The following is a 1515-nucleotide window of genomic DNA, read 5'->3' on the forward strand; positions in this document are numbered from 1 at the left end:
ACCCAGGACCGGCAGAGTGACGCTTGCATAACGGGTCTGGACCGAAGACCGCACCTTCGGTCCGGACCCGGCACCTGCCCCACGCCCCACGCCCCGCTCCTTTCGCCGCTCACTTGCTCCCAGGAGGAGTACGTGTCCCCTGCCCTGCCCGGACGTCGTGCCATCGCCGCGACCGCCGTCACCTCCGCCCTGATCGCCGCCACGGTCGCGGCCACCCCGGCCGGCGCCGCCGACGCGGCCGCCAACACCGACAAGGTCCTCGTCATCGGCATCGACGGCGCGGTCCTGGACCGCGTCAAGGCCGCCGACGCACCGCACCTGAACGGCCTGATGGCCCAGGGTCTGACCGCCCGCAGCACCCTCTACGCGAGCCCCATGGCCGCCACCTCCTCGGGCCCCGGCTGGTCCACCATCGCCACCGGAGCCTGGCCCGACAAGCACGGGGTGAAGGACAACTCCTTCACCGGCAAGAACTACACGGCCTACCCGGACTTCCTGACCCGCATCGAGAACGCCAAGCCGGCGCTCAACACGTATGCGGCCGCCGACTGGGAGCCCATCACCTCCACCGACCAGAACGGCCCGATCTTCTCCCCGAAGGTGGACAAGCGCCTCTCCCTCAAGGGCGACCGCGACGGCTACCGCAACGAGGACCCGAAGATCGCCGCCGCGGCCGCCGCCGAGCTGCGCGACCAGAACCCGGACGCCGCCTTCGTCTACCTCGGCGAGATCGACGCGGCCGGCCACTCCTACGGCGCGGCCAGCCAGCAGTACCTCGACACCATCGCCCGCGTGGACACCCTGGTCGGCCAGCTCCTCACCGCCGTCCAGAACCGCCCGACGTACGCCCAGGAGAACTGGAAGGTCCTGGTCACCACCGACCACGGCCACACCAACTCCGGTGGCCACGGCGGCTCCACCCTCCAGGAGCGCGGCACCTTCGTCATCGCCCGGGGCGCGGGCATCCCGGCCGGTTCGGTACGCGACGACGTGAAGCTGGTCGACGTCGCCGCGACGGCCCTCGCCCAGGTCGGCGTCGGCGCCCCCGGCATCGACGGCACCCCGCTGAACGCCCCCGACTCCGACCCCTTCGACACCCTGCGGCCGAACCTCCAGGCCCGGGTGGACGAGACGGGCATCCCGGCCGGGGTGAAGGGCTTCACGCACACCCCGCCCGCCGGCTGGTCCGTCGACAACTCGAAGATGGGCACCGGCGGGGTCGCCGAGTGGGCCGGCTGGGCCTTCGCGACCGACGAGTTCTGGAGCCAGTCGCAGCGCGACCAGTGGCGCGAGCTGAACGTCCGCTCCCGTGACGTCTTCGCCGTCGCCGACTCCGACGAGTGGGACGACAAGAGCCACACCGGCACCTTCGACTCCACCCTGATCACCCCCAAGTGGGCGGTCACCGGCGGCAGCACCCGCAATCTGACCTTCCGGACGCACTACCGCCAGGAGGCCGGCCAGACCGCCCAGGTCCTGGTCTCCTACAACGGGGCCGCCCCGACCGTGGTGAAG

1 protein-coding gene is annotated in these 1515 nt (G+C 71.7%); it reads left to right on the plus strand.

The window, feature by feature from the left end; translation table 11 throughout:
- Positions 1-132: 132 nt before the first annotated feature.
- A partial coding sequence (locus tag ACFWVD_RS28535; protein ID WP_379247985.1) for an alkaline phosphatase family protein occupies positions 133-1515 on the plus strand: 1383 nt, incomplete at its 3' end.

It is taken from the genome of Nocardia sp. NPDC058666, assembly GCF_042714895.1.
Taxonomy (GTDB): Bacteria; Actinomycetota; Actinomycetes; order Mycobacteriales; family Mycobacteriaceae; genus Nocardia.